Source organism: Bifidobacteriaceae bacterium (genome assembly GCA_031281585.1).
Classification (GTDB): Bacteria; Actinomycetota; Actinomycetes; order Actinomycetales; family WQXJ01; genus JAIRTF01.
The window spans coordinates 1-24,215 of sequence record JAITFE010000034.1; the positions used below are offsets into that span (position 1 = coordinate 1).

Annotated in this window: 27 protein-coding genes; 12 read left to right on the forward strand and 15 right to left on the reverse strand. The window is 67.5% G+C overall.

Annotated features, from left to right (window positions below):
- Positions 1-362, forward strand: a 362-nt coding sequence (locus tag LBC97_03550) for a metalloregulator ArsR/SmtB family transcription factor (protein ID MDR2565131.1), incomplete at its 5' end; no start/stop codon positions are given.
- Complete coding sequence (locus LBC97_03555) at positions 359-2,431, forward strand: cation-translocating P-type ATPase (GenBank protein ID MDR2565132.1); 2,073 nt, start codon at positions 359-361, stop codon at positions 2,429-2,431. The genes LBC97_03550 and LBC97_03555, both read left to right, overlap by 4 nt.
- Before the next feature lie 134 nt (positions 2,432-2,565).
- On the opposite strand, the gene LBC97_03560 is transcribed toward LBC97_03555, so the two are convergent.
- The 3 genes from LBC97_03560 to LBC97_03570 all read right to left on the reverse strand — a co-directional run bounded on the left by LBC97_03560 (position 2,566) and on the right by LBC97_03570 (position 4,720).
- A complete protein-coding gene (locus LBC97_03560) occupies positions 2,566-3,270 on the reverse strand; it encodes a Fic family protein (protein MDR2565133.1) in 705 nt (234 codons plus the stop codon).
- Positions 3,219-3,563, reverse strand: a complete 345-nt coding sequence (locus LBC97_03565; protein MDR2565134.1) for a hypothetical protein — start codon at positions 3,561-3,563, stop codon at positions 3,219-3,221. The genes LBC97_03560 and LBC97_03565 overlap by 52 nt, the downstream gene beginning before the upstream one ends.
- A 641-nt stretch (positions 3,564-4,204) precedes the next feature.
- The gene (locus LBC97_03570) at positions 4,205-4,720 is read right to left on the reverse strand and encodes a hypothetical protein (protein ID MDR2565135.1); all 516 of its coding nucleotides are present in this window, start codon (positions 4,718-4,720) and stop codon (positions 4,205-4,207) included.
- Positions 4,721-4,985: 265 nt separating this feature from the next.
- Between LBC97_03570 and LBC97_03575 the strand changes: the two genes are divergently transcribed.
- The 3 genes from LBC97_03575 (at position 4,986) to LBC97_03585 (ending at position 7,458) form a co-directional block, all read left to right on the forward strand.
- On the forward strand, positions 4,986-6,029 hold the full coding sequence (locus LBC97_03575; GenBank protein MDR2565136.1) for a hypothetical protein: 1,044 nt from the start codon (positions 4,986-4,988) through the stop codon (positions 6,027-6,029).
- Positions 6,030-6,199: 170 nt separating this feature from the next.
- Positions 6,200-6,685, forward strand: a complete 486-nt coding sequence (locus LBC97_03580) for an N-acetyltransferase (protein MDR2565137.1) — start codon at positions 6,200-6,202, stop codon at positions 6,683-6,685.
- A gap of 347 nt (positions 6,686-7,032) precedes the next feature.
- The gene (locus LBC97_03585; GenBank protein MDR2565138.1) at positions 7,033-7,458 is read left to right on the forward strand and encodes a hypothetical protein; all 426 of its coding nucleotides are present in this window, start codon (positions 7,033-7,035) and stop codon (positions 7,456-7,458) included.
- Between the two features lie 3 nt (positions 7,459-7,461).
- Here the strand turns inward: LBC97_03585 and LBC97_03590 are convergent, their stop codons facing one another.
- Positions 7,462-7,581 (reverse strand): DUF3024 domain-containing protein, encoded by a 120-nt coding sequence (locus LBC97_03590; protein MDR2565139.1) that lies wholly within the window; start codon positions 7,579-7,581, stop codon positions 7,462-7,464.
- Between the two features lie 24 nt (positions 7,582-7,605).
- A complete protein-coding gene (locus LBC97_03595; protein ID MDR2565140.1) occupies positions 7,606-7,794 on the reverse strand; it encodes a hypothetical protein in 189 nt (62 codons plus the stop codon).
- Positions 7,795-7,877: 83 nt separating this feature from the next.
- Here LBC97_03595 and LBC97_03600 point away from each other — a divergent pair, with 83 nt between their 5' ends.
- Positions 7,878-8,486, forward strand: coding sequence for a hypothetical protein (locus LBC97_03600; GenBank protein MDR2565141.1), 609 nt, complete (start codon positions 7,878-7,880; stop codon positions 8,484-8,486).
- A gap of 36 nt (positions 8,487-8,522) precedes the next feature.
- On the opposite strand, the gene LBC97_03605 is transcribed toward LBC97_03600, so the two are convergent.
- The 9 genes from LBC97_03605 to LBC97_03645 all read right to left on the reverse strand — a co-directional run bounded on the left by LBC97_03605 (position 8,523) and on the right by LBC97_03645 (position 14,922).
- The gene (locus LBC97_03605) at positions 8,523-8,942 is read right to left on the reverse strand and encodes a type II toxin-antitoxin system VapC family toxin (protein MDR2565142.1); all 420 of its coding nucleotides are present in this window, start codon (positions 8,940-8,942) and stop codon (positions 8,523-8,525) included.
- A complete protein-coding gene (locus LBC97_03610) occupies positions 8,939-9,178 on the reverse strand; it encodes an antitoxin (protein MDR2565143.1) in 240 nt (79 codons plus the stop codon). Before LBC97_03610 ends, LBC97_03605 begins: the two co-directional genes overlap by 4 nt.
- A gap of 484 nt (positions 9,179-9,662) precedes the next feature.
- Positions 9,663-10,025 carry a VOC family protein gene (locus LBC97_03615; GenBank protein ID MDR2565144.1) on the reverse strand — a complete coding sequence of 121 codons (363 nt, stop codon included), beginning with the start codon at positions 10,023-10,025 and terminating at the stop codon, positions 9,663-9,665.
- A gap of 9 nt (positions 10,026-10,034) precedes the next feature.
- Positions 10,035-10,664 (reverse strand): GNAT family N-acetyltransferase, encoded by a 630-nt coding sequence (locus tag LBC97_03620; GenBank protein ID MDR2565145.1) that lies wholly within the window; start codon positions 10,662-10,664, stop codon positions 10,035-10,037.
- Between the two features lie 4 nt (positions 10,665-10,668).
- A complete protein-coding gene (locus tag LBC97_03625; protein MDR2565146.1) occupies positions 10,669-11,364 on the reverse strand; it encodes an ABC transporter permease in 696 nt (231 codons plus the stop codon).
- On the reverse strand, positions 11,361-12,113 hold the full coding sequence (locus LBC97_03630) for an ATP-binding cassette domain-containing protein (protein ID MDR2565147.1): 753 nt from the start codon (positions 12,111-12,113) through the stop codon (positions 11,361-11,363). Before LBC97_03630 ends, LBC97_03625 begins: the two co-directional genes overlap by 4 nt.
- Positions 12,088-13,365, reverse strand: a complete 1,278-nt coding sequence (locus LBC97_03635; GenBank protein ID MDR2565148.1) for an MFS transporter — start codon at positions 13,363-13,365, stop codon at positions 12,088-12,090. Before LBC97_03635 ends, LBC97_03630 begins: the two co-directional genes overlap by 26 nt.
- Before the next feature lies 1 nt (position 13,366).
- Positions 13,367-13,999 carry a TetR/AcrR family transcriptional regulator gene (locus tag LBC97_03640; GenBank protein ID MDR2565149.1) on the reverse strand — a complete coding sequence of 211 codons (633 nt, stop codon included), beginning with the start codon at positions 13,997-13,999 and terminating at the stop codon, positions 13,367-13,369.
- 2 nt (positions 14,000-14,001) lie between these two features.
- Entirely contained in the window at positions 14,002-14,922 is a 921-nt protein-coding gene (locus LBC97_03645) for a CPBP family intramembrane metalloprotease (protein ID MDR2565150.1), read from the reverse strand.
- Positions 14,923-15,143: 221 nt separating this feature from the next.
- Between LBC97_03645 and LBC97_03650 the strand changes: the two genes are divergently transcribed.
- The 6 genes from LBC97_03650 to LBC97_03675 all read left to right on the forward strand — a co-directional run bounded on the left by LBC97_03650 (position 15,144) and on the right by LBC97_03675 (position 22,995).
- Complete coding sequence (locus LBC97_03650; GenBank protein ID MDR2565151.1) at positions 15,144-16,391, forward strand: ROK family transcriptional regulator; 1,248 nt, start codon at positions 15,144-15,146, stop codon at positions 16,389-16,391.
- Between the two features lies 1 nt (position 16,392).
- Positions 16,393-17,310, forward strand: a complete 918-nt coding sequence (locus tag LBC97_03655; GenBank protein ID MDR2565152.1) for a sugar ABC transporter permease — start codon at positions 16,393-16,395, stop codon at positions 17,308-17,310.
- A complete protein-coding gene (locus LBC97_03660) occupies positions 17,303-18,136 on the forward strand; it encodes a carbohydrate ABC transporter permease (protein ID MDR2565153.1) in 834 nt (277 codons plus the stop codon). Before LBC97_03655 ends, LBC97_03660 begins: the two co-directional genes overlap by 8 nt.
- 21 nt (positions 18,137-18,157) lie before the next feature.
- The gene (locus LBC97_03665; protein MDR2565154.1) at positions 18,158-19,432 is read left to right on the forward strand and encodes a sugar ABC transporter substrate-binding protein; all 1,275 of its coding nucleotides are present in this window, start codon (positions 18,158-18,160) and stop codon (positions 19,430-19,432) included.
- Positions 19,433-19,507: 75 nt separating this feature from the next.
- Positions 19,508-20,728 carry a hypothetical protein gene (locus tag LBC97_03670; GenBank protein ID MDR2565155.1) on the forward strand — a complete coding sequence of 407 codons (1,221 nt, stop codon included), beginning with the start codon at positions 19,508-19,510 and terminating at the stop codon, positions 20,726-20,728.
- A complete protein-coding gene (locus LBC97_03675) occupies positions 20,725-22,995 on the forward strand; it encodes a hypothetical protein (GenBank protein ID MDR2565156.1) in 2,271 nt (756 codons plus the stop codon). The genes LBC97_03670 and LBC97_03675 overlap by 4 nt, the downstream gene beginning before the upstream one ends.
- Before the next feature lie 797 nt (positions 22,996-23,792).
- On the opposite strand, the gene LBC97_03680 is transcribed toward LBC97_03675, so the two are convergent.
- Positions 23,793-24,215: DUF1016 domain-containing protein (locus tag LBC97_03680; protein ID MDR2565157.1), on the reverse strand; the 423-nt coding region annotated here is incomplete at its 5' end.

Genomic DNA, 24,215 nt, shown 5'->3' on the forward strand with positions numbered 1-24,215 from the left:
GCGAATACGTCGAACTGGCCGCCGAGGTGTTCGCGTTGTTGTCGGACCCGACTCGGATTCGGATCCTGTTGGCGCTCGAACAGGGCGAACTCCCCGTGGGCGTGCTGGCCGAACAGGTCGGCAAGCTTCCCGCAGCCGTGTCCCAGCACCTGGCGAAGCTCCGGTGGGCCAAGATGGTCCAGGCCCGGCACGAGGGAACCCGGGTTTACTACAGCTTGATCGACGAGCACGCCGCCGAACTGGTTCACCAGGCGGTCTATCAGGCGGAACACGTGGTGGACCTGTGGCCCAAGCACCACCTTCAGGTGGAGCCGGAAGAGACCCCCGGCGGTGTTTCAGACGCTGAGAGGGCGGGGCGTTGAGTTGCCGCGCGGCCGACCAGTGCTCGGGCGCGGGAGGCGACCACACGGCACCGGGCAAGCGACTATGGCAGCGGATCGACCGGGTCGACCTGGCGCGGCTGGCTGCGGTGGTCGTGATCGCCGCCGCCGCGGCGGCAGCCTCCTGGCTGGACGTGCCCTGGCAGGCGACCGCCGGGTTGGCCGTGCTCGGGTTGGGGATCGGCTGCTCTCCGGTCATGATCGCCGCGCTCCGCGACATCCGGTCCCGGCGTATGAGCATGGAATTGTCCATGGTGATCGCGATAATCGCCGCAGCCGTGATCGGCGAATGGGTTACCTCGCTGGTCATAACCGCATTTGTGCTGGCGGCGGAGATCCTCGAGGACCTGACGATGGACCGCGGCCGGGACGCGCTGACCGAGTTGATGGGGTTCTTGCCGACCGAGGTGCGGGTCCGGTTTGGGGACGGCGAACGCCTGGTGCCCTTGGGCGAGGTGCGGATGGGCGACCTGGTGTTGGTCGCGCCCGGCGGCAAGGTCCCGGTGGACGGAACCGTGCTGGAAGGGGCCTCGAGCGTGGACCAGTCGCGGGTCACGGGCGAACCGCTGCCGGTGGACGTGGGTCCCGGCAGCGCGGTCTACTCCGGTTCCGTCAACCAGACCGGCATGCTGGTGGTCCGGGCGGACAAGGTGGGCGAGGCGTCTTCCTACGGGCAGATCATCGCGGCGGTGCGGGCGGCCCAGCGCTCGCAGGCGCCGGTCCAGCGCCTCGCGAACCGGATCGCCGGCTGGCTGGTCTACCTGGCTTTGGGCGGCGCGGCGCTCACCTTCGCCATCACCCGTGACGTGGTGGCGACCCTGTCGGTGGTGATTGTGGCCGGGGCCTGCGGGGTGGCCGCCGGGACGCCGCTGGCGGTGCTGGCGGCAATTGCCCGCGCAGCCCGGACCGGGGCGTTCGTGCGAGACGGTAGGCACTTGGAGGCGCTCTCGCGGGTCGACACGGTCGTGTTCGACAAGACGGGGACGTTGACGCTGGGCCAAGCGGCGGTGGTCGGGGTCCACCCCGCCCCGGGGTTCGCCGAAGAGGCGCTGATCCAGGCTGCTGCCGGAGCCGAGGCGCCCTCGGAGCATCCCATCGGTCAGGCGATTGTGGCCTACGCGCGCGAGCGCGGCTGGCCGGCGCCGGCCCCCGACCGCTTCGAGTACCAGCCGGGTGTCGGCGTTACCGCGGCGGTGGCCGGGCGGGTCGTGCGGGTTGGCACGGAGAGGCTGATGCCGGAGCCGGGCGGGGAGGCGAAGCCGGCCGGGTTGACGGGCAGCGGGTTAGGAGCGGAGGCCAAGGCGGCGCCGGGGTGTCCGGGCGACCGGTCGGCATCGGCGGCCGAACTCTGGGACAACGCGGAGGCGGGGGCGGAGCGGGCGCCCAAGTTCGCCGGGGCCGGCACCACCGTTTACGTGAGCGTTGACGGGGAGTACGCGGGTGGAATCGTGCTCTCCGACACGGTGCGCACGGGCGCGGCGGAGTGCGTGGAGCGGTTGCGGGCCATGGGCCTTGAAACCGTGATGATGACGGGCGACAACGAAGACGAGGCCCAAGCTGTCGGGCGCCGGGTGGGGGTGGACCAGGTCCACGCGCGCCTGCTGCCGACCGACAAAATGCTGTTGGTCGAACAATTGCGGGCGAAGGGGCGGCGGGTCGCCATGGTCGGGGACGGCGTCAACGACGCGCCCGCCCTAGCCCAGGCGAATGTGGGCGTCGCCATGGGCTCGGGCACCTACGCGGCCCAGGAAACCGCCGACTTGGTGCTGGTCAGCTCCGACTTGGGCGACCTGACGGCGGTCATCCGGATAGCCCGGCGGGCGCGCCGCATCATCCTGGCCAACGTGGTTGGCACGGTCGCGGTGGACCTCTTGGGGATGGCCCTGGCGGCCGTGGGGATTCTGGGCCCGTTGCTGGCCGCCGTCATCCATGTGGGCAGCGAGTCGGGGTTCATCCTCAACTCGGCCCGCCTGATCCCCAGGCCGGGGTCGGCTCGCGCCCCGGGACTGCCCGAGACCGCCCGTGCGGAACCGTCGCATTCGCCGTGTTGACCATTCGGGGACCCGGCGGTCCGGCTGAGCCCTAGCCGCCGGGGAAGTCGGAGCACCTCCGGGGTTGGGCGGGCGGACAGCGGCCAGTCATGCCGCAGGCGCGTCAACGCTGGCGCTTGCGGCGCCAGGCACGGTCACGCCCCAGCGTCTTCGACCACCCAGTGCCCGGTCTTGGCGGATCCGACGCGGCGGATCGCGCCAGTGGCCCTGAGCGCCTGCAAATGCCGTTCGACGGTCCGGGAACTCTTGCCCAACCTGGCCGCGAGCACGGCGGCGCTGAGGCCTGGTTCCACACGCAACAACCGCAGAATGGCCGCACGGGGATTTACTCCGACATTTACGCCGACATCGGCCGCGCCTGAGCGGGCCCTGGCCTCGTAGCCAAGCAATGATTCCTCGATTACGTTCAGCATGTACGTGATGAACGGGGCGGCGTCGATCTCGGGATCCCGAGATGCCTGGAGCGCGATGTAGTAGCCCTCCTGACGCTGTTTGATCAGCGTCTCCACCGGCATCCAGGCGAAAACGGGACGCCACCGGCTGAGGATCAACGTCTGCCACAGCCTGCCGATCCGCCCGTTGCCGTCCCTGAAGGGATGGACGTGTTCGATCAGGAAGTGAACCGCGCTCGAAACAACCAAGGCGTGATCGGTCGACGCGGCGCCGTGCTCGAACAACTCGGAGATCAGGCGGGGCACTTTCTCAGGGCGCGATCCGGTGTGCAGCACGTCGCCGGCGGCGTTGACGATCTCCACCGCAACAGTGCGGAAGGCCCCGGCCTCTTTGACTAGGCCCCCGTCAACAGCCGATGCGCCCGGAGGAAGCTGCCTACGTCCCACGGGTCAAGCGAGTCGAGCGCGTCATACGCGACCAGCGCGTTCTCGACCTCTTTCACATCGCGCGGAGGCGCGAGGACCGGCGCGCCCCTGGCCACGTCCGCAACTTGGGCCGCGGACAGCTGATTGCCCTCAATGGCCGTCGAGGAATGCACCGACCAGATGCGGTTGGAACGGCGTAGTTCCGGCTTGTTATTGACCACATCTTCCAGGGCCGTGACCCGCCCGACGAGCTCGACAATGCGCTCGACCCGCGCCATCCACTCAGGCTGCCTCGTGTAGAACTCCGGTATCACGCCGCCTCTCCTTCCCACGCCGACCTGCCCAGTCAGTGCAGCGCGGGCGAGCGCCGCCGCTGGGCTGCCGCCAGGCTAGCATCCGCTGCGCATGAGGACCTTTCCCCCAGCCGTCGGGCGCATCCCCCCGCGCACGGACCCCAAATCAGGTGTGCGAAGCGGCGGTCGGCGCGGCTCAGGGAAGCCGGTATGCCGGTGTGCCTGCGTCGAAGGTGGCCAGCACCGCTCCGTGCGCGGCGGCCAGGTTGACCAGATGCGGGTCGGTCGCCTGGCGGTGTCCCATCAAAACCGGTCAACTCGATCACCGGGTTGTCGAGGGAGGCGTCATCGGGAAAAACATCCGGCCCGGGTCAAAGTCGCGGTCGCGGACTACGACCTCCGCGAGGCCACCGACTACCTCGCCCGACTGACCGCGGTCCAACACGACCTGGAGGCCGTCTTCCTCGCCAAGCACCGATCCGAACTCGACGCGATGCGCGCGGCCGCGGACTAGGACCGAGGCCCCCGCTCGCCTCGCCGCCGCGGTCGCCCCGGCCGGAACACGGGGTTCGCGCATCGCGTGGCGACCCGTCAGGGGCCGGGCAGCGCCAGTGGCATCACGGCGATGCCGTCGCGCCGCTGATAGCCGTATTCGCCGGTGGTCAGGACGGCGCGAACTGCTGGGGATAGGAACCCATCGAATACAAGCCCGCCAATGTTAAGCCGCCCGGCGCGGCGACGCCTTTCAAGCGCAGCACTTCCCCGTCGGCGCGGCCGGCAAGGCTGCGTGACGATGCCCGCGCCTCGTCCAAGAATCTCTCGACCAGTTCACCGTCCAGGTCCGCCGGTGACAAGCCGGCAATGACCGCCGCGTCGTGCTGTGGACGGTCCTGAAGCGCCACGAGCTGCGCGATCTCCTGCTCCGACATCACGTAGTCGCCGTCTGCCTGCCGCAGATACGCCTTTCCGCGACACCGACACGGTTTGTCCGCCGCTGGCAGCCCAGCGACCGTGACAACCAGCACCTCGCTCCCGCTGATCCCCAACACGATAGCGCCACCGGAAGGCATGTTACCGAACGCGCAGCGGGTCTCGGCCAGCCGAGGAACGCCGTCCCCGGCCCGCTCCACTTCAACGGCGATCGAGTCCCCGCTGCGGCGGCGCAGCTCGGCCAACACTCCGGCAAGCTCTCCAGACGACCATGACATACACAGATTGCATGTCTCGTTGTGCGTGATGTCTAAGAAGTGTGTGTCTAGATGGCCGGGTCCAGCCCGTTGATCGGTTCGTCCAGGAGCAGGATCTCGGGGCGATGGATGATCGCCGGAGCCATGCCCGGGCGCTGGCTTTCTGGACGGCGGTCCTCGCCCTGCGGCGGGGCTACGATTGGGCTGTACGCATGTTCTCAAACCGCAAAGCTCCCCGGCATAAGGAAGTCGAACCGTGTCAGTCTCCCGCAATCTTGGCCACTATTCGCCTCAACTGTGGGAGTTGTCCTCAAGAGGCGGCGGCCCAACGCCGGGGCTCAAACGCTGGGTCGCTGTCATCGCGGCGGCCGCTCTGGCCGGCGGCCTGGCCGCCTGCGGCGGGAACAGCCCGGAGCAGGGAGCGGAGCCGCCGCGGCAGGAGCCAGCCAGCGCTCCGGCCTCGAGCTCGGCCGCGCCTAAGGAGCCCAAGAACTGGGTGGAGGAGAACTGCCCGCTCGGCGAATTCGAGAAGGGCGACGGTGACGCGGAGGCTGCCGCCCGTGTGGACCAGGAGCGCTGCATAGGTGGCGAATGGGGCGCCTATCTGCAGGCAACCGTCGCGGAGACCAATTCCGCTGGCTGGAACATGTATGACGACATCGCGCTGTGGGCCTCTGCTGAGAGGACCACCCTTGGGAGCGGGCTGCTGGAAGACGCGCTCGGCGCGTATGACAGGACCCCGTGGCGCGTCAGATTCCTGCTCCGTCAGACTTCGCGCGACACCGGCGAAGACGACCCGCGAGCGGAACCCCGCCAAGTGACCATCTCCAACGTGAGGGTTGGCACCAAGATGGGCGAGGGCGACCACACTGTGCTGCCGATCGAGGAAGTTGCGCTGCCGAACCCTGACCCGCCAAGCCTCCTGTGGCAGGCCGAGGCCGACGATTGGAACAGGCCTTTCCTGGGGCGGGAAGACATGCCGGAGCACGGCGACCAGACGGTCGAAGGCCGGTACTCCCTGGCCGCGTTCGGAAAGCTCCCGGAGGTCTCCGACTACAACTTCGACATCTCAGCTTTTGGCAAGCCATGGGCGTTTGGCGGGGCCGAGGCCCTCACTGGGAACCCGAAAGAAGTATGGGCTGACCATGAAGAGCGTGTGGTGGTCTTCCTTCTGCCCTCCGATTCCTCGGATTGGACGTTGATCGTTTTCGACATCGCGGTCAATGACGGCGAGCCGGAAACCGTCGCCACCTGGGTGAGACCCCACGCGGAAGGCGCGGCCCTCTTCTACACGCGCTAGCGGCGGAGCGGGGGTCCGGGACCAGGAGGCCAGGGGTCCCGAGCGGCGACAAAGGACCCGTGCCCGCAAGGCCGAGGCCGGACGCCCGGCGACCTGCCCGCTTGCCAGGGCGCCCGAACATCACGCCGACTTTGACCACAAACACGCCAACCTCACCGGCTCTTGCACCGATGGGTCGCGCTTACCTGGCAGGATGGCGGCCTGCGGCTCAAGTCAGCATCCGGCAAGAGAACCCTCGCGACATCGACGCCATCGTCCCCGTGACGGAGGCCGCCTTCCGCGATCCCGGCCTGCCCGGTGGACGCAACGAGCAATACGTGTTCGCGGCGCTCCGCGATGCGGGTGACCTCACGCTCTCCTTGATCGCCGAAGACGAAGGCCAAATCGTGGGCCACATCGCGTTCTGCCCGGCGACAATCAGCGACGGGACCGCCGGCTGGTCCACACTCGGACCGGTGTCGGCCCTTCCCGAACGCCAACGCCGGAGCGTCGGATCGGCGTTGATCCGAGGGGGTCTTGCGCGACTCAAAGCGCTGGGCGCCAGGGGTTCCGCGTTGGTTGGCCATCCGGAGTATTACCCCAGGTTCGGGTTCGTCCACCGTGACGACCTCGGCTACGACGACATCCCGCCCGAGGGTTGCAGCGCCGCCCGTTGACCAGCAGTACCTGTGCGATTGCCTGTCCCAACCGAAGCGATCCGACTCGCTCCTTACGATCTATCGTCCTGGGGTGTGGCCTGCCCGTCCCTCTCGGCGACGATGGTGCTCAAGAGTGTTGTCCACGTACAGCCGGGCTGGGCACCCGGCGAGTGCCCGACATTTGCTGTCCTGCACTGCGCAGCCCTTGTTAGCCACCACAACGTGGGTGAAATCCCGAGGTCGGAATCTCACGCAGTATCCCGATTCTGACGTGTTCCCAGGCCAAGGAAGGTGTTGACGAGCGTAGCGAGGAACACACTCCCCTGCTCCCGGACACGTCTGCGGACAGGGTTGGGACTTCGAACATGTGGTGGACCATACGAGACAAAGCTCCAACCCTGTCCCACGCGCTGAAATGCCTGTTCAAGCGCCATGAGCGGACTGAGACCGGGGAGCCTGAGAGGCGGGCGGAATCTCAACAGCCGGGACGGCGGCAGCTTCGGCGGCTCTCCGAAGCCGAAACCGAGGAGATGCTGGAGGCCTACCGGAACGGCAAGACCGTCTACCAGTTGGCCGAGGTGTTCGGCATCGCCAGGCAGACCGTCGGCGTCATCCTCCAGCGGCAGGGCATCCCCACCCGGCGGGGCGTTCCGTCCGCCGACCGGGCCGAGGTGGCCCGGCTCCGAGGCGAAGGGTGGAGCCGAGCGAAGCTGGCCGACAAGTGGCGCGTCAACGAGACCGCCATCAAGACCGCCTTGGCCAAGCCCGCCCAGGACGCCCGCGGCCGCTGACAGTCAGCCGAAGAAGACGGGGTCTTCGTGCGAGCCGATGTGGTCGAGCAGCGCTTGGACGTTCTTCGTGGGTGGCTGGCGATCGTACTTGTGGAACCTGAGGTTCCGGTCTCGCCAGTAGATCGTCCACTCCCCCGTCCCGGCGGCCTAGCGCAGCCGGGCGATTGGGAACTCCGTCCAGCCTGGTCCGCCGCGCGAGCCGGGCCTGGTCTCGAAAATGGCGACGCGGTCCGGGCCGATCTCGCACTTGACGCGCAGTTGATCCCGAAGATGCTCCGGCACTTGCTCGCGGCACCAGCGCTCAATGCGTCTCAAGTCGGTCTCCGGCATGGCCACGGGTTCATTCGGTCAGGTGACGAACAAGTCAGAGGGCCATTGCCGACGCTGGCCTTCGCGGTGCGTGTGCCGGTGAGCAGGTCGTGGACTTGGTCGGCGGTGATCCCAGCCACGGCACCTCACCCGGTTCAGGAGCCATAGTCGGCTCCATCGCTTGGACAGGCGGCGCGCCGGACAAGACCGCCCGGTTGGCGTACCTCCTGGCCCGCTACGAGCAGACGACCGACGCGAGCGTGGCGGCGTCGGTGTCGCAATTCGCCAGGGGCGAGTACCACGCGGGTATCCCGGTCAGCCACCAGGGCGTGTACGACGCCCTGGCCGCCGAGGCGAAACGCAACGGCGGGCCGCGGGCCGCCCTGGTCGAGGTCGACGCCGGCAACTTGAAGGTCTGGTGGGGGCTGGTCCGTCAAGGCGAGACCGACCGGGCTGGCGCCCATTACGCCGACGGGTTCACGGCGACGTTGAGGATCACCACCGCGAACGCGACGTTCGCGGACGGTTCCCAGACCATGACCGCGACCACCGGGACCGCAGTCAAACAGGCGGCGTTGAAACCGAGGCATCCGTTGACCGCCGACGAGCCCGTGGCTGTGCAGCTGACCGTGACCGGCGTGCCGAGGGACTCCAAACGTGCCCGCGCCTGCCGTTTGCTGGTGGTGTTGGTTTGGCCGGTTTGTGCGGCGTGGCGGTGAGCCCGGACTGCGCAGAGGCTGCGCCGCCTTCGGTGTTCAATCCCAGGGGTTGATGAGCTGGAGGCCGGTCGCCCCGAAGTGCTTGGTGTTCCGGGTCGCCAGGGCGAGGCCGCGAGACATGGCAACGGCCGCGATGAAGCTGTCTGTGTCCGGGATCGGGCGGCCAGCGGCGCGGGCGGCGGCGCGCAAGGTGGCGCCCTCCCGCGCGGCGCTCTCGTCGAAGCCCAGAATGCGACCGGCGAACTGCGGGAAGACCTCCTCCATGACGCGTCGGCGCAGATCGTCACGGCGGCGGCCGGCGTCCATGACTGCGATCCCGAAGAGGATCTCGCTGACTGTGAAGGTCGAAAGGTAGAGGGTTTCGATCGATTGGCGGTCCAGCCACGCGATCATCTTCGGGTCGCCGCCGCCAACCTTGAGCGGCTCGGACACCACGTTGGTGTCGAGCAGGATCACCCGAAGCTCACCGGCTCTGAGATCTCGGCACCTCGCACGTCCTCCATGTCCAGCCCGCCGGTCTCGGCCCCGATACGAGACAGCAGCGAACCCAGTTTGACCCGGTCTGGCGGCCGGACGGCGGCTTCAAGAACGAGCCGCACTTCCGCCTCCATGCTTCTGTTGGCGGCGCGCGCTCGCGCCGCCAACGCCTGGCGCGTCTCTTCAGGCACGTTGCGCACTGTCAGCGTCGCCACGCTGGGACCTCCCATCTAGACTGTTCAACCAGAGTTGCTAGCAGTCTAGCGTTGGCGCCAGCACAGGGCCACGCCGCCGATAGGCGCATGGCTCGCGTCCAGAGCCGGCGGCTCCGGCCAAGGGGCGATGACGTCAAGAGGCAAACGACCATTCGTCAATGCCAGCGAGCCGCCACCCTGCGGTCGCCGACAGGCCGTCGCTTGGAGACACCTCGACGACGGCGGGCGCGCACGCGAAAACTGCTCGCCGTCCGGGGGGTGCACTTGGAAGGTCTTGGCGCCAGGCGTCGCGGTTCCAGACCAACGGGAACGCATGCGAGTTCCCGTGCGCTGCGGAGTGACGCTCGCTGGCGGGTCGGAAGGCAGGGCCGGTGTCACGGGGCCGGCGACTCGTTGTGCGGCCGCGTTGCTGGCGCTCTGCCGCGTCGTTTTCAGGGCGCGGACGCTCGCTGCGGCGTCAGTGGCCGCGCGCCGTCAGCGCTGGCTACTCGGCCTGTTGCGCTGGGATGACGCAGAACTGGTTGCCGTCCGGGTCGGCCAACACCGTCCACGCGAAGCCGTCGCTCTGGTGGCTGGCGACGAACGTGGCTCCGGCGGACAGGAACCGATCAACCTCGGCGGGCACGTCGGCAGCGGAGCAGTCCAAGTGCAGCCGGTTCTTGCCGGGGGTGGGCTCATCGACCTGCTGGAAGCACAAGCTGAAGCCGTTCTCTTTGGCGCCGATGCCGACGAACACGAACTGGCCAAGATCGGCATAGACCACGCCGCCTGTCTGCTCGGCCCACCAGGCGGCCAGGGACTGGGGGTCTGCGGTGTCGATGGCCACTTGATTGATGACGACGCTCACGGGCGAACTCTATCCGGTCGGCTGGCGCCGCATTTCGATGGCGGGGATCGCGTTCCAGTTGAGGGCCAGCCCGTTGACAGCATCCGGTCGCCTGCTCGGTTCAACCCAAGGCTGGACGTTGCACGGCCGTTCAGAGCCGGGGACCTCGCTAAAGCCGTAGCGGTGATAGAACCTGATGGCGCGCTGGTTATACGGTGCCACTTCCAGCCGCGCCGGGAGCGGCCCTATCCAGTCGACCGCCGCAGACATCAACTCCGCCCCCACACCGATGCCGAAAGCAGGCGGGTCGAGGTACAAGCCGAGCAATTCAGCCTCGCGGCTGTCGTGCTTGACAGCGTGGACGAAGCCCGCAATCCGGCCGTCGACTTCGGCCACCCGGTAGAAGGTGTCCGGGGCGGCCAGCACGGCCGCCATGAAGTCGGCCGACTCGGCCAGGGCCTGGGCCGTCAACCAAGAATCAGTCAACTGCTCCACCCACTGGCGGCTGACGCCCCACTCGTCGTTGGGATAGGTGACCCGCCAGGAGCGGGCCTGCAACCGCCGGATATCAGCCGCTTCCCCGGCCACCGCTTCTCGAATCATCCAGGTAACGTTGCCGGTTGCCAGGCCATCTGCCGCGATCCGGCTTTCGGCGTCCACCCGCTCACACCTCCATGGCCTTGACTTTTTTGGCGGCCAAGCCAAATACGCTGAGTGCGGCTGCCGCCATGATGGCGACAACGCTCGCCATGAATCCGACACTCGTCAAAGAGTTCATCACCGCTTGGGTGAAAACGCTTGAAAACACGCTGCAAATGACCACGGACGTCACAATCGTCACCGGCACTGATTGCCTCCACAGCCCCGCCGCCAGGGCAATCAAACTAACTGCGATGACCAGCAGGCCGTTGATCACGGATAGGAGCATGGTGTCCGCCAGCATCCAGCTCAGTTGCCCTTCATGCACCAGCGGCGCGAAGTGTTCGCTGACATTGAAGAACCCGAAGACGACAAGGTTCGTCAAGAGCGAGAAACCAAAGGCGAATCCGCACACAATAATCACCTTGGCGAGCAACACTTTGACGCGGCTTATCGGGTAGGAGAACAACAGGATGGCCCGGTTGCCCTTGTATTCCTCGACCGCGAAGCGCGCGAACATGACCGCTCCCAGCACACAGTAGCTCGCCATGCCAAGACTGGTGACGAGCATGGTGACATCGGCGTAGGTGGACAATTCTTCGTCTTCCACACCGGCAAACAGGTACAGGAACCCAAACATGATGATTGTGATGCCCAAGACGCCCAACAGGTATGGCCGCAGATTGTTCTTCTTCAACTCCAGCCTGATCAAGCTCTTCATTTCGTCGGCCTCCCGCCCGTGGTCTGGGCGGCGTGGTCGGCCATCAGGTCGAAGAAGAACCTTTCGAGGTCGCCGCCGCCAGGCGCTTTGATGTCCGCCAAGGGGACCTCGCGGACGACCCGCCCCTCCACGATCACGCCGATTGTGTCCGCGATGTGCTGCACCTCGGACAGAATGTGGCTGGACACCACAATCGTGGTCCCCCGGCGAGCGAGTGTCGGCAGGAGGTCCCTGACCAGCCTGATCCCGGCGGGGTCCAACCCATTGATCGGCTCGTCGAGCAGCAGCAGCTTCGGTTCGTGGACGATGGCGCGGGCCAGCGCGAGGCGTTGGCGCATCCCCAACGAGAAGGTTGACACGGGGTCGTGGTTGGCTCCGGACAGCCCCACAGCCGTGAGCGCCGCGTCCACGTCAGCCCGAGGGGCTGAACAGTAGGCCAAGTGGATGCGGAGGTTGTCGGCCGCGGACAGGTGCTCATAGAACACGGGCACCTCGATCATGGAGCCGACCCCGCGCAGGACGGCCTCCCGGTTGGTCGCCACGTCCAGCCCCATGACCTCGACTGCTCCAGCGGTCGGGCGGAGCAGGCCGAGCATCAGTTTCAGCGCCGTTGTCTTTCCCGCTCCGTTGGGGCCGAGGAATCCGTAGATCTCACCCTGCTTGACGGTCATATCGCAGTGGCTGAGCGCTTCGCGGCCTCCGCCTTTGTAGGTCTTGGTCACGTCATTGAGTGACACTGTTGGCAGCAATGCAGGTTCCTTTCAACTTGGGTGAATTGAGCACAGGTTTGGCGGCGGCGGCGATGAGACCGGCCATGCAGGCGGCGACGATGAACGGTATCCGCGCGTTGCCGCCGGACGCCTCGAACGCGAACCCATAGGCGATCTGGCCGATGGGCGCGGCGATCTGGGAACCGGCCAGCAGGATCGCCATGACCTTGCCGATCATGTCCTTCGGGGTGCTCTTTTGGATCTCGGTGATCGCGAACACCGACAGCGCGGTAGCGGTGATGACGGCGGCAATCTCGAAAGCAAAGAACCCGGCGAACGGCGGCCAATAGCCCAAGGCGAGGACGGATGGCAGCATGGCGGCCGCCATCGGCGCGGTCAGAGCGGCGAAGAGCCACACGGCCCTGTGCAAGGTCGACACGCTCAGGCGGCGGGTGAGTCTTCCGGCGAAGACCGCCCCAACAACAGTGGCAACCTCGGTGATGGCCAGCCCAAGCCCGTACATGGCGTCCGAGGAGTGCAAAGTCAACCGGAGGCTGTAAGGCACGCCAATGACGAACACCGGGGTGGCGAGCATGTTCAACGCGCAGGCCAGGGCGATGACGCGGAACACCAGCGGGTTGCCGCGCCAAACGAAACGGAACCCTTCGCGCACGTCGCCCAGCAGCATCGCCGCCAGCGGCTTGTCGCAGGCGCGGCGGGCGAACGGGATACGGATGAAGACCTCCATCACGGACGAGGCGGCGAACGCGCCACAACTGACGGCCAGCAACGCCTCAACGCCGATCAGGCCGTACAAGACACCACCTAACGCCGGGGCGGCGAACGATGAGACCGCCCCGATGCCGGCCACCAATCCGTTCGCATCGGCCAATTGGTCTTCGCCCACCAACGCGGGAACGGAGGCTTGGACGGTTGGCTGGTACATGGCGCTGATCAGGCACAGCAGCGCCAGCACCACGCCGATGACAGCGACTGGGTCCAGGCCTGCGCCCATCAGGAAGACCAGACCGAGCACGAGGGCGGCGCTGGCGGCGTCCAGGCCGACCATCAGGTTCCGTTTGGGGAAACGGTCGGCTATCGCCCCGCCAATCGGGGTGAAGACGATGCCGGGCAGGGTGGACAGGGCCAGTACCAGCGCGAACACATCGGCCCGGCCGGTGATGTCGAGAACGTACAAGTCGAGGGCGAACCGCAGGACCGCCGAGCCGACAATGGAGACTATCTGGCCCGCCACGAGCAGCGCGAAGTTCCGGTTTGCGAGCACCCTCACGTCAGTTGCCCGCCTGCGCTGCCAGGAACGCGAAGCTGCCCGGCTTCGCGCCGAGCACCAGTTCGGTGATGCGGGCGAGTTCGGCGGCGCGGGTGGCGAACTGTTCCGGCGTCCAGGAGAAGACGCCCTCATCAAGGATCGTGGTCACACCGACCAGCAGAAACTCGACGCTCTCCAGCGGGTTGGGCGTGGCGTAGACGCCCTCGGCAATGCCCTGCTCGACAACCTTGGCCATGATGGGCGCCACCTGGCGCACCGCTTCCAGCAGGGATTGGTGGAGCAACTGGCTGTTCGCCGGATGGCGCAACTCGTCGACGACCACCCCATCCGGGGTCCCAGTGACATTGATCGCCGCGATCAGCCGGACCATCTTCGAGTGCGCGTCCACACCCGGTTCGGCGATGGCGGCCTGCGCGCGTTCGACCAGCATTGCCGTCATCCGCTCCACCACGGCCTGGAGCACGTCCTCTTTGGAGCCGAAGTAGTGGTAGAACGTGCCTTTGCCGATCGGGACGGCCTCTAGGATGTCCGCGACGGTGACGGCATCGTACCCCTTGACGGCGAACAGCTTGACGGCGGCGTCCAGGATCGCCGCCACCCTGGCGTCGTGTTTCTTGGTCAGTCCCCTCGGCATCGTCACCACCTCCCAAGCGGCGCCGGCGCGGTATCGGCCGCGGCGACGCCCGCCTGCCGCGACCAGAAGAACCGCCGGTCGGCGGCGACCAGCAGCGCAGCCACCACGATCAGAACGCCGTACAGGACGGTTTTGGTGGCGTTGGTCACCATGAACGCCTCCGAGCAGACGTTGACCGAGGCGTGGAAGACCACCGCCAGCGCGATGGAGCGGCCGTTGCGGTAGTAGATCCAGTTCGTGATGACCGTCAGCGGGACCACGCCCACCAGGAAGCCGATGCCGTAGAGCGGGTTCTCGGCCCACAGATTCGCGTGGTAGTAGCCCTTGACGAAGAACAACGGCACATGCCAGGCCGACCAAAGCACGCCGAACAGCAAGACCGGGCGGATCAGGGGGCCGCGGCCCCGTAGGGCGTCGATCCCGTAGCCGCTCCAGCCAAGCTCTTCCAAGGCCGGGGCCAGGAACGCGATCAGCCAACTCAGCCCGACAGCGCCTTCCACGATGGAGAACTTGGCGGACAGCGCCAACTGGCCAAGGGACCCGCCGAACGGCGCGATGGCCAGCACCGTCAACGCGATCAGCGCCGGGTAGCCGAGGAGCGCGATCGGCCAGAACGCTGGACGGGCTCTGCCCAGGCCAAGCAGCTTCGACCTGAAGTCGCGCCGGAGCGGCCGGCCCGCCCGCCCAGCCAGGCAGATCCCGGCCGCTATCAGCGGCCCGAACAGGCCCAGGATCATCCCGGCGGAGATCAAGGGGTCCTCCATCAAGTTGCCGGTCACGTGGCGGCTGCGCACGGCGGCCACCGCGTAGCAACCCCAAGAGATGGAGAACGTCAGCCCGAAGTACTTGCCGGGCCTGTAACCGGCCGCCGGGCCGCCCGCGGGACGGGCCTCCCGCCTGTCCGTAGTCGTCAGTGTTGTCATGCCTCTTTCCTTCCCTAAACTCGACGCGCAGTCCACTATAGGGTAAATTGGACTGATCGTCCAATTTGGGCGAGATCGCCTCCGCCCGCGGGCGCGGCGCGTTGAGAGTTGACCGATGCCGTGGGGCGCCTCGCGCCGGGAGTCGCTCGCACGAGGCTCAGAGAGGCGCTTGCGCAACCCTTCTTTTAGGACTACGGTAAGTACCGAACAAAGGAGTTGCGATGAACACTGCGGTCTCGGGGTCCAAGCCGTCTGACTTGCTGCCCGCCTCGATTCTGGGTTTGTTGGGCGCCCGCGGCCCGTTGACAAGGGCCGAGCTTGCCTCGGCTTTGCGGGTCAGTCCGGCTTCCATCACCCAGGCCAGCAAGGCTTTGATGGCCAAGGGCATGGTGTTGGAGTTGGGACAGCTCGCCTCCGGCGGGGGCCGTCCGGCCCGGCCGTTGTCCCTGGTGGGAGCCGCCGGTCGGATCGTGGGCGCGAAGGTGACCGCCAGCCACCTCGCGGTGGTGGGCGCGAAGCTGGACGGCGAGGTCACTCTGACCAGGAAGGTCCCGTTCGACGTGGCCCGCGCGGACGCGCTGGATGTCGCGGCCCGTGCGCTGCAGGACGTGCTGGCCGAGGTGGACGGTCCTGTGCTGGGCGTCGGCATCGCGGTTCCCGGCTCGGTGGACTCTGTGGGGTCCGGCGTGGCGGACTCCCCGACGATCGGCTGGCGCAACGCGCGTGTCGGGACGGTGCTGCGGCAGCGCCTAGGCGTCCCGGTGCTGGTCGAGAACGATGTCAACGCGCTAGCTGTGGCCGAGCAGGTTTACGGGGTCGGCACACGGTACTCGACGTATCTGGTGGTGACCATCGGGCGCGGCATCGGCTGCGGGATCGTGATCGGCGGCGAGGTGTTCCGGGGCGCCGGCGGGGGCGCCGGCGAGATCGGCCATCTCCCGGTCGCCGAGGACGGCCCGCCGTGTCCTTATGGGCATCGCGGCTGCTTGGAGTCGTTGATCGGATCGGCCGGCCTGGTGCGCCGGGCAGGCGAGCTTGGCTTGGTGGACGGGGCCAGGGTCGAAGGGCCGGACGCCGAACTGGAAGCCATCCGCGCGCTGGGCGACAAGGCCGAGCGCGACCCGGCGCTCGCCGAGGGCTTGTTCGGCTGGGCCGGGCGGCTGCTCGGCTCAGCTGTGGCCGGAGCGGTGAACTTGCTGAACCCCGAGACGATCGTGCTGCTGGGCGAGGGAACCGCGCAGTGGGCGCTGTGGGAGCCGGGTTTCACCGAGGCGTTCCGTTCAAAGCTGATCGAGTCCCGCCGGTCGGTGCCCTTCCTGGTCGATCCGTGGGACGAGGACAAATGGGCACTGGGAGCGGCGGCCTTGGTGATCGCGTCCTCCTTCGACAAGGACGGCGCAGCCGGATACCAGGGCGGCCTGGTGCGGGAACGGCTGGGCGCGGCCGCGTCGGGGAGAAGAGGCGCTTGACGTGGCCGGCGCGACCCGGACGGACGCCGCCCGCCAGGCTGGGCGGCGGCGGAAGTGGAAGAACCTGGCGTGGGTGGTGGTGTTCCTGGCGCCGTCCGCCATCCCGCTGCTCGTCTTCAAGATGACGCCGATGATCGCCTCGGCCTGGGTGTCGCTGCACGAGTGGAACATGATCTCCCCGATGGAGTGGGTGGGCCTCGGCAACTTCGCTGACCTGCTCACATCTCCGAACACGGGCGAGGTGTTCCTCCACACGCTGGCCTACATCGCCGGCTACCTGCCGCTGGTGTACGCGGGCGGCCTGGCGATAGCGGTCGCGTTGAACCAGAAACTGAAAGCGCGGGGGTTCCTGCGGGCCGCGTACTTCGTCCCGGTCGTGACCAGCTGGGTCGCGGTCGCGCTGGTCTGGCAGTGGCTGCTCAACCCGACGAACGGGCTGGTGAACCACCTGCTGGGGATGGTGGGGCTGCCGGAACCCGGTTGGTGGACCGACCCGAACTGGGCGATCCCTTCGGTCATCCTCGCCTCCGCGTGGAAAGACCTCGGCTTCGTCATGGTGATCCTGCTGGCCGGTTTGCAGGCCATCCCCCAAGAGATCCAAGAGGCCGCGACCGTCGATGGCGCGGGCCGCTGGCGCAGGTTCTGGAGCGTCACGTTCCCGCTGCTCAGCCCGTCGACGTTCTTCGTCGTGGTGATCTCGCTGATCAACGGATTCCAAGTGTTCGACCAGGTGTATGTGATGACCGGCGGAGGACCGTCCGGCGCCTCCCAGGTCGCGGTGGGACGCATCTACGACCTGGCGTTCCGCTACGGGGAGGCCGGGGCGGCATCGGCGCTGTCGTGGATTCTGTTCGCCATCATCATGGCCGTCACAGCGGTCCAAATGTACGGCCAGAGGAAGTGGGTGAACTATGCCTGACACGACGAAGCCTGCCCTCGCTTTCGGCCGGGCGCTTTTCTGGGTGGCGGTTGCTTTGGGCGCGGCGCTCATGCTGTTCCCGTTCCTGTGGACGGTCATCACATCGATCACCCCGCAAGGCAACCTGTCCGGCGGCCCGTCCCTGATCGTCAAAGACCCGACCTTGGACGCCTACCGGGAATTGTTCGACTCGATCCCGGTCTGGCGGATCGTCTTGAACTCTTTCGGGGTGGCGGTGGTCTCGACGCTGCTGCAATTGGCGACCGGCTCGATGGCGGCCTACGCCTTCTCCAGGCTCGCGTTCAGGGGCAAGCAGTTCGTGTTCGGCTGCTACCTGGCGACGCTCATGATCCCGCTGCAGGTGCTGGTCGCGCCGTTGTTCATGATGCTGACCCGGATGCACCTCAACGACACGTACTTCGCTCTGCTGGCGCCCAACATCGCTTCGGCTTTCGGCATTTTCCTGCTCAAACAGGCCGTCGACGGCGTCCCCATCCAACTGGACGAGGCCGCCCGCATCGACGGCGCCGGCCACTTGAGGATCTGGGCCAGGGTTGTGATGCCCCTGGTAAAGCCCGCTATGGCGGCGCTGACGGTGTTCGCGTTCATGGAGTCGTGGAACTCGTTCCTGTGGCCGCTGGTCGTCATCCGGTCTCCCGAGTTGATGACGCTGCCGCTGGGGCTGTCCTATCTGCAGGGCCAGTTCACCACCGACTGGAGCGTCGTGATGGCCGGCTCGGTCGTCTCGATCCTGCCGATCGTGGTGGTGTACCTGTTCGCCCAGAAACACATCATCGCCGGAATGGCCCATACCGGTCTGAAGTAACCAATAGAGAAAGGAAACACAATGAAGAAACCACGGAGCCGGACGGCGCTTAGTGCGGTGGCCGCCCTGGCGGTGGCCGGATTGGCGGCCGGCTGTTCACAGGGCTCAGCCACCAACACGGGAGGCGGCGACCAAGGCGACGGGCAAGTCACGGTGCGATTCATGAACTTCTCGTCCAACGACGGTCACGAGGCCGACCTCCAGGCAATCGTATCCGCCTTCGAGAAGGAGAACTCCGGCGTCAAGATCGCCGTGGAAACGGTCCCCTACGCCGACTACGCCGCGAAATTGCAAACCGCCGTCGCGGGCGGCACGGAGGCCGACGTTTTCGAGTTGGAGTACGCCTCGTTCGTCTCCTACGCCAAGGCCGGAGTCCTGGCGGACATCACCGGGATCGACACCTCCGCCTACGCCGAGAACCTGATCAAGGCGTACCAAAGCGGCGGTAAGCAGTACGCGCTGCCGGAGTCCTTCTCCAATGTGGTGCTGTTCTACAACAAGGACCTGTTCGACGCGGCCGGCCTGGCATATCCCGCCAAAGACTGGACCTGGGCCGACGAGACGGCCGCGGCCGAGGCGCTGACCGACAAGGCGGCCGGGGTGTGGGGCGACTACCAGCCGATCAGCTACAACGAGTTCTACAAGACCGTCGCCCAGTCCAGCGGACACTTCCTGAACGACGCGGGGGACGCCACCGCTTTCAACGACCAGGCCGGCCTGGCCGCCGCCAAGTGGCTGACCGGGAAGTCCGGCACCACCATGCCGACCGACGCGGACGGCGCGAACACGCCCGATTTCGACACCACCTTGTTCACCTCCGGGAAGCTCGCCATGTGGCACACCGGCATCTGGATGTTCTCCACGGTGGCGGAAAAGGCCCCGGACATGAACTGGGACATCGTTGTCGAGCCGGGCAACACCGTAAAGGCCTCCGCGATGTTCTCCAATGCGGTGGGCGTCTCCGCGAAGTCGCAGGTCCAAGACGCCGCCAAGAAGTGGCTGGCGTTCTACACGGCCTCCCAGACCACCATCGACACGCGCCTGGCCAAGAGCTGGGAGTTGCCGCCGGTCGCGGACACGTCCAAGCTGGACGCTTACCTGCAGATCACACCGCCGGCGAACCGCCAGGCGGTCCTCGACTCGCTGGACGCCGTGGCCCTGGCCCCGGTAGTGGAAAAACAGCAAGAGCTGCAGGACGTCATCGACGACGAGTTGGCGGCCGTGTCGGCCGGACGCGCCACCGCCGAGGAGGCTTTGGCAAACATGCAGGCCAAAGTCGACCCGCTGCTCAAATAGACGACCGCACACCTGGGGGCGGGCGGGCCGACGCGAGAACGGGCCACCCGCCCCCGGCCGATCCGGGGGACTGACATGAATCCACCACCAAACCATCAACCAGCCGTCGCCGTGGCCGGCGAACCGGGTCTGACGGATCCGCGTTCACCGCGCCCGGAGAGGCGGCCGGAGGCCGCCGGCGCCGGCGAGCCCGAACGCCTGCGCCAAGCGTTGGCGCGAAGCGTCGACGTGATCGCCGCGCACCAGGCGAGCACCGGCGCTTACCCGGCCTGTGAGGAGTTCTCCGCCTACCGCGGCTACTCGTGGTTCCGCGACGGCTCGTTCATCGCCGAGGGCATGTCGAGGCAGGGGCGGCCAGACTCGGCAACCGCATTCCACGACTGGTGCGCCAGAGTGCTCGCCGCCAACGAAGACCAAGTGGCCGCCCTGGTGGCGCGGTCCCGCGCCGGGCAAACGCCGCCGGCCTCGGCCATGCTGCCGACCAGGTTCACCCTGGCGGGCGAACCAGGCTCCGACCCGTGGTGGGACTTCCAACTGGACGGCTACGGCGCCTGGCTGTGGGCCGTCCACCAGCACGCCGCCCGCCACGGGCTCCCGCCGCACCGCTGGCGCCGCGCCACCCAGACCGCCTGCGACTACCTGGCCGAGTTCTGGAACACGCCCTGCTACGACTGGTGGGAAGAACACGTCGAACAACGCCACGGGTCCACCCTTGGGGCCATCTACGCCGGATTGTCCGCGTGCGCCGAATCGCCCGCCCTGGACCCGGACCGCCGCGCGGTCGCCCGCCAGGCGGCCGCCGAAATCAAACAGACACTCCTGGGCGAGGGAGTCGCGCCGGCCGGCCACCTTTCAAAATGGGTCGGCTCCGACGCGGTTGACGCCTCGCTGGCCGCGTGTGTGGTCCCGTTCGGGGTGGTCGCGCCCGGCGGCCCGGTGGCCGAGGCCACCCTCGCCAAGATAGAAAACGACCTCGAGGTCCGGGGCGGGGTGCACCGTTTCGCCGCCGACGTGTTCTTCGGCGGCGGGCAATGGCCGCTGCTGTCCTGCCTGCTGGGCTGGAACCACGCCCGCGCCGGACGCCCCGCCGAGGCCGCCCGGCTCCTCGAATGGGCCATCGCGCAGGCGGACCCCGAGGGTCTGGTCCCGGAGCAGGTGGACGGGCATCTGCTCCACCCCGACCACAAACCGGAATGGGTCGCGAAGTGGGGGCCGGTAGCCAAACCGCTGCTGTGGTCCCACGCCATGATCCTCATCCTCGCCGCCGAACTCGGAATCACCTTGGAGGACCAATGAAGCTCGCCCACCACCCCGCAGGCTCCGGCCACCCCTACGCCGCCAGCGCCGACCAGCGCCTTCCCGTCCAACCCGTCGCCGGGCAGCCGCTCTGGCTCGGCGTCGAGGCGGCGGCGGACGTGGAGTCGGTGTCCTGCGAGTTTGAGACCGCTGACGGCGACACCCGCCGGGTGCCGCTCAGACGCAAGAACGCCGAGCAGGCGGCGTCCGATGCCGCCCAAGCAGTTGGCGGCGACGGCCACCTCGCGGAAGCCCAAGCCGCGGCCACCGCCGCGGCGGGGACAGCGTGGGAGGCCACGATCGACGCGGTTCGAGGACGGGGCCGCTACCGGTTCACCGGCCGGGCGGGCGGCGGGCCGGTAGCGACCGAATGGTTCGAGTTCAACGCCGCAGACTGGCTCGACGACGCCGAATACGCAGGGGGGCGACTGACCGTCAACCGGCCGGCCGGGAGCCACGTCGCGGTGGCCGACCTGGCCTGGCTGGCCGACGCGGAAAGGCCGCATCGCGTCAGGTTCGCGCTCCCCCTGGAAGCTGGCGAGCACGTGGTCGGCTTCGGGGAGCGCTACGACGCGGTGGACCAACGCGGCCTGACCCCGGACTCGGTGGTGTTCGAGCAGTACAAAAGCCAAGGCCGCCACCACCGCACGTATATGCCGATGCCGTTCGCGCACGTCATCGGCGGCAAAGGGTGGGGGTTCCACGTCCGCACGTCGAGGCGGGTCTGGTTCGACGTGGCGGCTACGGAGCCGGGCAAGATTCTCGTGGAGGCCGAAGTGGGCGCGGACGGCCAGTTGGCGCTCGACGTCTTCTCCGGCGACCCGTCCGCCGTCCTGTCGGCGTTCCTGGACCGCGCCGGCCGGGCCGAGCCGCTGCCCGCATGGGTCCACCGGCTGTGGGCGTCCGGCAACGAGTGGAACACCCAGGAACTGGTGATGGCGCAGATGGACGCGCACCGCGACCAGGGCGTTCCGGTCGGCGCGGTGGTCATCGAGGCGTGGAGCGACGAGGAGGGCATCACCATCTTCCGGGACGCCCAGTACACCCCGAACCTTGACGGCCGGCCCCACCAGGGAAGCGATTTCGCCTACCCGCCCGCGGGGGCGTGGCCGGACCCGAAAGGCATGATCGCCGAACTCCACGCCCGCGGTGTCAAGGTCCTCCTGTGGCAGATCCCGCTGCTGAAGACCGAGGCCACCTTCGCCGCCGAACACCAGGGCCACGGCCAGCAGGTAATAGCCGACGGCCGGGCGATGCGGCGGGCGGGCTTGACAGTCAAAGAGGAGGACGGCAGCGCCTACCGCAACCGGGGCTGGTGGTTCCCGCACGCGCTGATGCCGGACCTGTCCACCGCCGAGGGACGCGAATGGTGGGCCGAGCACCGCCGCTATTTGGTCCGCGACCTCGACATCGACGGCTTCAAGACAGACGGCGGGGAGCACGCCTGGGGCGCCGAACTGCGCTACAACGACGGCACCAGAGGCGAAGACGGCAACAACTTGAACCCCGTCCGCTACGCCCAGACTTTCGGGGACCTTCTCCGGTCCGAGGGCAAGGCGCCGGTCACGTTCTCCCGCTCCGGTTTCACCGGCAGCCAGGCCCACGGGGCGTTCTGGGCCGGTGACGAGGACTCCACCTGGGAGGCGTTCCGGTCTTCCGTGCGCGCCGGGATAACGGCATCGGCCTGTGGGATTGTCTACTGGGGCTGGGACCTGGCGGGCTTCTCCGGGCCGTTGCCCAGCCCGGAACTGTACCTGCGGGCGGCCGCCGCATCCGTGTTCATGCCGATCATGCAGTACCACTCCGAGTTCAACCACCACCAACTGCCGCTGCGGGACCGGACCCCTTGGAACATCGCGGACCAGTCCGGCGACCCGGACGTCGTGGCCGAGTTCCGCGCCTTGGTGGAACTGCGCGAGAAACTCGTGCCCTACATCGCCCGGCAAGCCCGCCGCGCCGTTGAAACCGACAGGCCGCTGATGCGGGGACTGTTCTTCGACCACCCCGAAGACACGGAGGCGTGGAACCACCCGCTGCAATGGCAGCTTGGAGACGCCCTGCTGATCAGCCCGATCACCGACGAAGGCGCAAAGCGGCAAACCGTCTACCTGCCTAAAGGCGACTGGGTGGGCGTGTGGACCGGCGAGCGTCTGCCCGGTGGTCAGCGGATAACCGCAGAGGTGGCCGCCCGGACCGCCATCCCCGTCTATTGCCGCGAAGACCAATGGGCGGAACTCGGTCCCGTCTTCGCAACCCATGCGGGCTAGAGGGATTGGGAACTCGCCCGCGTGACGCCAAATGCCAGGCGCCCAACGCCCGCGTCGGCGCGTCGCTGGGAGAGGCCGGCCTTGAGCGCCGGGCGCCGGAGGGAACCGCTGGCGCTTCAGCCTTGCGCGCCTGGGTCGCGGCCCGCCTCGGAGGGGAACGCAGCTGCAAGACCATCATGCAACCAGAAAACCGGCCACACGCCGACTACTGGCAGCGCACCCGCCAACTCCATCCGTCCATCAGCCTGGACACGCCCCTGCCCCCCAGACACGTCTGCGGACAGGGTTGGAACTTCGAACATATGGTGGACCATACGAGACAAAGTTCCAACCCTGTCCCACGCGCTGAAAATGCCTGTTCAAGTGCCGTGAGCGGTACAAGGCCGGGGGCCTTCAGGGGCGGGCGGAATCTCAACAGCCGAGACGGCGGCAGCTTCGACGGCTCTCCGAGGCCGAAATCGAGGAGATGGTGGAGGCCTACCAGGGTGGTAGGACCGTCTACCAATTGGCCGAGGTTTTCGGTGTCGCCAGGCAGACCATCTGCATCGTCCTCCGGCGGCGGGGCGTCCCCACCCGGAGGGGCGTTCCGTCCGCCGATCGGGCCGAAGTGGCGCGGCTCCGATGTGAAGGGTGGAGCCGGGCGAAGCTGGCCGACACGTGGCGCGTCAACGAGACCGCCATCAAGACGGCCTTGGCCAAGCACGCCCAGGATGCCCGCGGCCGCTGACAGTCAGCCGAAGAAACCCCGGAATTTGCACCCTGGCGGAGCGGCGGTTTCCTCTCGACGGTTATTGTCCTCATGCGTCATTCTCCCCGGTCTCGCGAATGGCGAACGCAGCACTTTCGCTATCAGTGGCGGCTTGCTGGCGGCTGGCCATCCGCTCTTTGGCTTGGATCAGGATGGTCTGGAGGCGCTCCTCCAGGTCAGCCCTGGGCGGCAGGGCGGTCCAGTACTCGGCGACCACGATGCCGTCCGTGTGCATCTCCAGCAGTTCGAGCTTCTCCCTCCCAGCCTCGGTGCATAGGATGAGTCCGAGGGCGGTCTCTTCCCAAGGATGCCGCTCGTGGGCGTCGAGCCACCTCAGGTAGAGCTCCATTTGCCCCTTATACGCGGCCTTGAACGGGCCGATCTTGAGTTCGACGGCTATCAAGCGGCGAATGGCACGCGAGTAGAACAACAGGTCGAGGTAGTGGTCCTCGCCGTCGATGATCATGCGCTT